The sequence below is a fragment of the Microcystis sp. M53602_WE12 genome (assembly GCF_030065455.1).
Lineage (GTDB): Bacteria > Cyanobacteriota > Cyanobacteriia > Cyanobacteriales > Microcystaceae > Microcystis > Microcystis aeruginosa.
Genome location: NZ_JASJFB010000719.1, coordinates 1 through 5,538, shown reverse-complemented (window position 1 = coordinate 5,538; position 5,538 = coordinate 1). Strand labels below are relative to the sequence as shown.

3 protein-coding genes are annotated in these 5,538 nt (G+C 41.3%); 2 read left to right on the top strand and 1 reads right to left on the bottom strand.

From position 1 onward, the window contains the following. The first annotated feature begins 910 nt into the window (after positions 1 to 910). Complete coding sequence (msrA, locus tag PX482_RS22280) at positions 911 to 1,573, top strand: peptide-methionine (S)-S-oxide reductase MsrA (RefSeq protein ID WP_288027451.1); 663 nt, start codon at positions 911 to 913, stop codon at positions 1,571 to 1,573. Positions 1,574 to 1,766: 193 nt separating this feature from the next. On the opposite strand, the gene PX482_RS22275 is transcribed toward msrA, so the two are convergent. Beyond that, entirely contained in the window at positions 1,767 to 4,166 is a 2,400-nt protein-coding gene (locus PX482_RS22275) for an ATP-binding cassette domain-containing protein (protein WP_002757871.1), read from the bottom strand. Positions 4,167 to 4,362: 196 nt separating this feature from the next. On the opposite strand from PX482_RS22275, the gene PX482_RS22270 reads away from it, so the two are divergent. Next, positions 4,363 to 5,538: NADPH-dependent assimilatory sulfite reductase hemoprotein subunit (locus tag PX482_RS22270; RefSeq protein ID WP_288123021.1), on the top strand; the 1,176-nt coding region annotated here is incomplete at its 3' end.

The following is a 5,538-nucleotide window of genomic DNA, read 5'->3' as shown; positions in this document are numbered from 1 at the left end:
TACGACCGGTATCTCTGCTTAAAACCTTATATTATAAAATAAAAAAATTATGCAAGAGGTCTAATATCGGACTATAGCGTTTCCTGTTCGCACGAGGTACATTATTAATGTTGAAAAGCTTAATTAGCAAAGGTTTAAGTGTGCCACACAGGCGTGAGAACCTTTATATACCCACTTTCCGCACTTCTTAACATTCAATTGATAATTTTTACTAATATATTTCTGACCACCCCTTACCAGTAAGGATTATAGCTACAATGATGGATTTTTATCAAGGTGAAGAATTGTAAATTTTTTTCTCAGAAAAAATCAATTATTGAAAATGTTCTCAATAGTAGTTTCTACAATGAAGGTTTTTTGTCAAAACATCTTGGGGAATGTATAGCACTTTTCACGTTACTGAGGTATCGACAAGTTTTGCCAACAAAGGGCTTAAGCCCCTTGCCCATACCTCATTCTGATGAAAACTGCTATAAAAATACATAAAAGTATATGAAGATGTGCGGAATGTCGGATTTAGGCGTTGCTGATTTGAGATATGAATCTTCTTTTCTGGTATTTTTAAAACCTAGAGCCAAACTAACTTTTGCATCTGATGCAAAGTTGGCATTCATACCTTGATTCAGCAACGCCTAAACTGGTACAAGTGTATGAACAGATGCCTGTAAGCATCGCACCGAAAAACTAATGCGCTCCGGGGTTTGGGGAGTAGAACCCCCTAAAGATTGGGATTGAGTGATAAAATCGGAAATAACGCCCAGTTTTAGCGGAGAGTTTCCCTTTCAAAATCCCAACTCAGTAGATTGACAAAAATTGAGCTGCGGCCTCAGTTCTGATCACCGATCACTGAAATCGCCAAAATTAAGCGACAATGTAAAGTAAGGTAAAACTTTCTGGACAAATTCTTATTATGGTGTTATTCGGATTCGGAAAAAAATTAACTTTGCCCACCGTAAGGGAGGCCCTACCCGGGCGATCGGAAAAAATGCCCGTACCTAGCACCCACTACGTTAACGGTCATTCTTTGCAGCCCCCCTTCCCTGGCGGTATGGAAACCTCAATGTTTGGTTTAGGCTGTTTTTGGGGAGCAGAGCGTAAATTTTGGCAATTAGAAGGTGTTTACACCACGGCCGTAGGTTATGCGGCTGGTATCACCCCTAATCCCACCTATCAGGAAGTGTGTACCGGCATGACTGGGCATAATGAAGTGGTCTTAGTGGTCTATGATCCCAGTGTGATTTCCTACGAACAACTGTTAAAGGTTTTCTGGGAAAGTCATAATCCCACCCAGGGAATGCGTCAGGGTAATGATACGGGGACTCAGTATCGATCGGGTATCTATACCTATAGTCCCCAGCAAAAGGAATTAGCGGAAAAATCCCGATCGATCTACCAAGAAGCCCTCAATAAAGCGAACTACGGTCAGATTACCACGGAAATTCTCGACGCACCTGAATTTTATTATGCTGAAGTTTATCATCAGCAATATTTAGCGAAAAATCCCGGCGGTTACTGTGGTTTAGGGGGAACGAAAGTGGAATGTCCGATCGCTCTTAATCTGAAGTTAAATTAAGTAGGGTTAGGAGTCAGTTATCAGTGATCAGTGATCAGTGATCAGTGATCAGTTTTCAGTTTTCATTCATAATTTATCATTCATAATTTATAGCGTTTCCTGTTCGCAAGAGGTACATTATCGATGTTGAAAAGCCTAATCAGCAAAGGTTTAACTGTCACACCCAAGTGTGAGAACCGCTATATCATTCAGATCATAAAATATCTTTTCTTTTTTGCAACCAATAGGTAAGGAGAAAATAAATAAGGGAATGAAGAATTAAAACTCCCCAATTCAATAACAAATTATTGATAGATAATTGATAAACTTGATTGGTATCCTCAAAGGGTAAAGGGATATTAAAGTCATTTTTTTCTTTCGCTTCTGCAATCATAGCTTCCACCTCTACTAATACCCCGTAGGCACCAATCGACCAGCGACTAATCATCAACCATGATAGATATTTTCCCAGACCTTCTAAGTTAAATAATACCCCAGCAAAGATAATCTGAGGAATTAAAATTAAAGGTAATGCGCTATTTGCTTGAGTGATATTACTAACGCCAGCAGAAATTAATAAACCGAGATTAATTGCCGCAAATATAGTTAAAAATGTGGTAATAAAACAGCCAATTAACCAGGTCATTAATTCTGGTTGCGGGTCAGTAAATCCCCAAAATATCACGCAGGTAATTACAATTGTTTGCAGAAAAGCTAAGGCTGCTAAAACCAGAATTTTCGAGAATAAATAGGGTAATAATCCCAGATTAACTAATCTTTCTCGCTGATAAATGGCTGATTCTTTGACAATTTCCTGTAGGGAACAGGCAAAACCTACCCACAATTCCGCGCAGGTAAAAACAAAGAGAGTTTTTAAGGCTAAAGTTGCCGATTCGATAGCATCTTCAGTCCCAGCATTATCTCCCAAAAATAAAGGATCTTTGTCCCCTAAAACCATGGCCATTAAAAAAATTCCGATCGGGGCGGTTAATAGGTATAAAATTAAACTAAATTGATCACGGATAATTAACTTGCTATACCGTTGACATAAGACCTGTAGTTGTTGCCAAAAAGATTGTTGAACCTGTTGCGGTTTACTATTATTTTGCTGAAATATTTTACCGATTCTTGCTTCAATATTATTTTTGTAGTAGTCGGATTGTTGGAAACGTTGACATTCTTGCTCAACTTTTTCGCTAGTTTCCAGATGAATATAAATATCGGCAAAATCCCCCTGAGGTAAAGAGAAAAAATTTAAGGCCTCCCCCGGAGAACCAAAATAACATAAATTGCCCCCTTGACCGAGAAAAACTAATCGATCGCAGAGATTGATATTATTAGTAGCATGGGTGACTAGGAGAATTGTTCTGCCTTCTTTGGCCAATTTTGCCAGCAATTCCATCATCTTTTTATCTAAACCGGGGTCTAATCCCGAGGTGGGTTCATCTAAAAAGAATAATTTGGGATTGGCTAATAATTCTACCGCAATACTTACCCTTTTTAATTGACCACCGCTTAAGTCTTTGACTAAAGTATTTCTTCTTTCTAACAATTCCACCTGCTCCAGGGTTTTCTCGATCACTTCTTGGCAATTAAGATCCGGAGGTAGCCTTAATTTAGAAGCATAATACAACACTTCTCCCACAGTTAAATCCCTGTGAACGATATCGTATTGGGGAACATAACCGATTTGGGTGCGATAGATATTAAAATTCTGGCGGAGGTCTTCCCCATTCAGATAAACAGTTCCCGAGGTGGTGGGTTCAATTCCTAATAAAGTCTTTAAGAAAGTCGATTTTCCCGCACCACTTCCCCCGACAATCGCCACTAATTGACTCGGTTCGATCGGTAAGGAGATATGATTGAGAATTATCAAAGGTTGTTTCTTTTTATCCCGCACCATCCTGACGATATCTTCGGCATCCAGACGGATATTATCCCCCGTATCTAATAAAACTAAGTCATCTCCCTGCAACCGAAAACTATAGGGGCCGATTCTCACCGTACAACCGTTAGTTAAAATGGCACTACCCGATACTTTTTCTCCGTCGATAAAGACTCCATTGGTGCTTTTGTCGTAGAGAATATAACGATTCTGGTTATCGCTATCGATAATCGCGTGTTGTCGGGAAATTGTCGGCGCGTCTAAAACCACAGTCGCGGTATTATCTCGTCCTAAAACTACACTGCGATTGCTTAGGGAAACCGATTTAAAAGCTAAAGGTGGGCTTTTTACCTGTTGGTTAGGATGATAATAGGTAATCTTGACCGAATTTTTGACATCTTGACCGATATGAATCTCATCCCCATTTTGTAAAAGATAGCCCTCTTTGGGAGTAATCACGCGATTGTTGATAAAAAGTTGATTGGAACTAGGATTAGTCCCGTCTCCATCGTAGATATAGTAATCATCTCCCTGACGACGAAAACAAGCTTGTACTCGACTCACCACCGTCCAGTGTTGGGGAACAACTAAATCCACCTGTTGACCATCCCGCCCCAATTTATAATTAGGACGACTCAGATTAATAGAAGGGAGAAATTCTCCCTGATTGTTAAGAATAATGTAGGGTTCTTGACTAATAACCGTTTTAATGTTGGGAGAATTGGTCATAAAAACTCGATCGGTAGATGGCGTTCGCGAGGGACAGTAAGAAGCTAAGATAGAATTGATGTCTCGATCGCTACTGTTAACCTCAGAGTCTGGAACGAACTCTAGAGATCATGTTAGTAAAACTTCTTAGGATCGATCGAGCTTGTCTAAATTCCTATTCCTAAGACCTATCCACAGGTTATCGTGCTGTTAGACGATGGTTACAACTCCTATTTCTCCTACCGCCAAGGTTTCTAAAGTCGAAGGTATCAAAGAACGCAGTAATTATCTACGAGAACCTTTGGCCAGTGAACTCCTCGAAGATACAACCCATTTTACCGATGCGGCGGTGCAGATCCTCAAGTTTCACGGTTCCTATCAACAGGATAATCGCGACAATAGAGCCAAAGGTCAAGAAAAAGACTATCAAATGATGTTGCGTACCCGCAGTCCGGGGGGTTTTATTCCCGCGCAACTATATCTTACCCTCGATAGTTTGTCCGATCGCTACGGTAACGGCACTTTACGGGTGACAACCCGCCAAGGCTTCCAATTACACGGCATTTTAAAGAAAAATCTCAAAGCTACCCTCGGGGAAATTATCCGCAGTATGGGATCCACTTTAGCGGCCTGTGGTGATGTTAACCGCAATGTCACTGCACCGCCAGCCCCCTACAAAAATCGCCCCGAATACGGCTATGCTTGGGAATATGCCAATAATATCGCCGATTTGCTCACTCCCCAAACTGGAGCCTACTACGAAATTTGGCTCGATGGCGAAAAAGTTATCAGTGCAGAAGAAGCGCCGGAAGTCAAGACCGCGAGACAAAAAGATACAAATGGGATTAACAAAAACGATCCCATCGAACCGATCTACGGTCAACATTATATGCCCCGTAAGTTCAAGATCGGTGTCACCGTGCCGGGAGACAACTCCATCGATATCTACACCAATGACCTCGGTTTGGTGGTGATTACCGACGCAAACGGGGAATTACAGGGTTTTAACATCCTTGCCGGGGGTGGACTGGGAAGGACCCACAATAAGGAAGAAACTTTCCCCAGAATGGCCGATGCGATCGGTTATGTGGACAAAGAAAATGTGTACGATCTGGTAAAAGCGATCGTGGCAACCCAAAGAGATTACGGAGATCGCGGCGATCGTCGTCATGCCAGAATGAAATATATCCTCGAAGAATGGGGAGTAGAAAAATTCCGCAGCACTGTTGAGGGTTATTTCGGTCAAAAAATTGCCCCCTACCAACCCCTCCCCGATTGGAAATATCAAGACTTTTTGGGATGGAATGAACAGGGAGACGGAAAATTATTTTTTGGTCTTTCTGTGGAGAATGGCCGGGTCAAAAATGAAGGCAGTTTTCAGCTAAAAACCGCC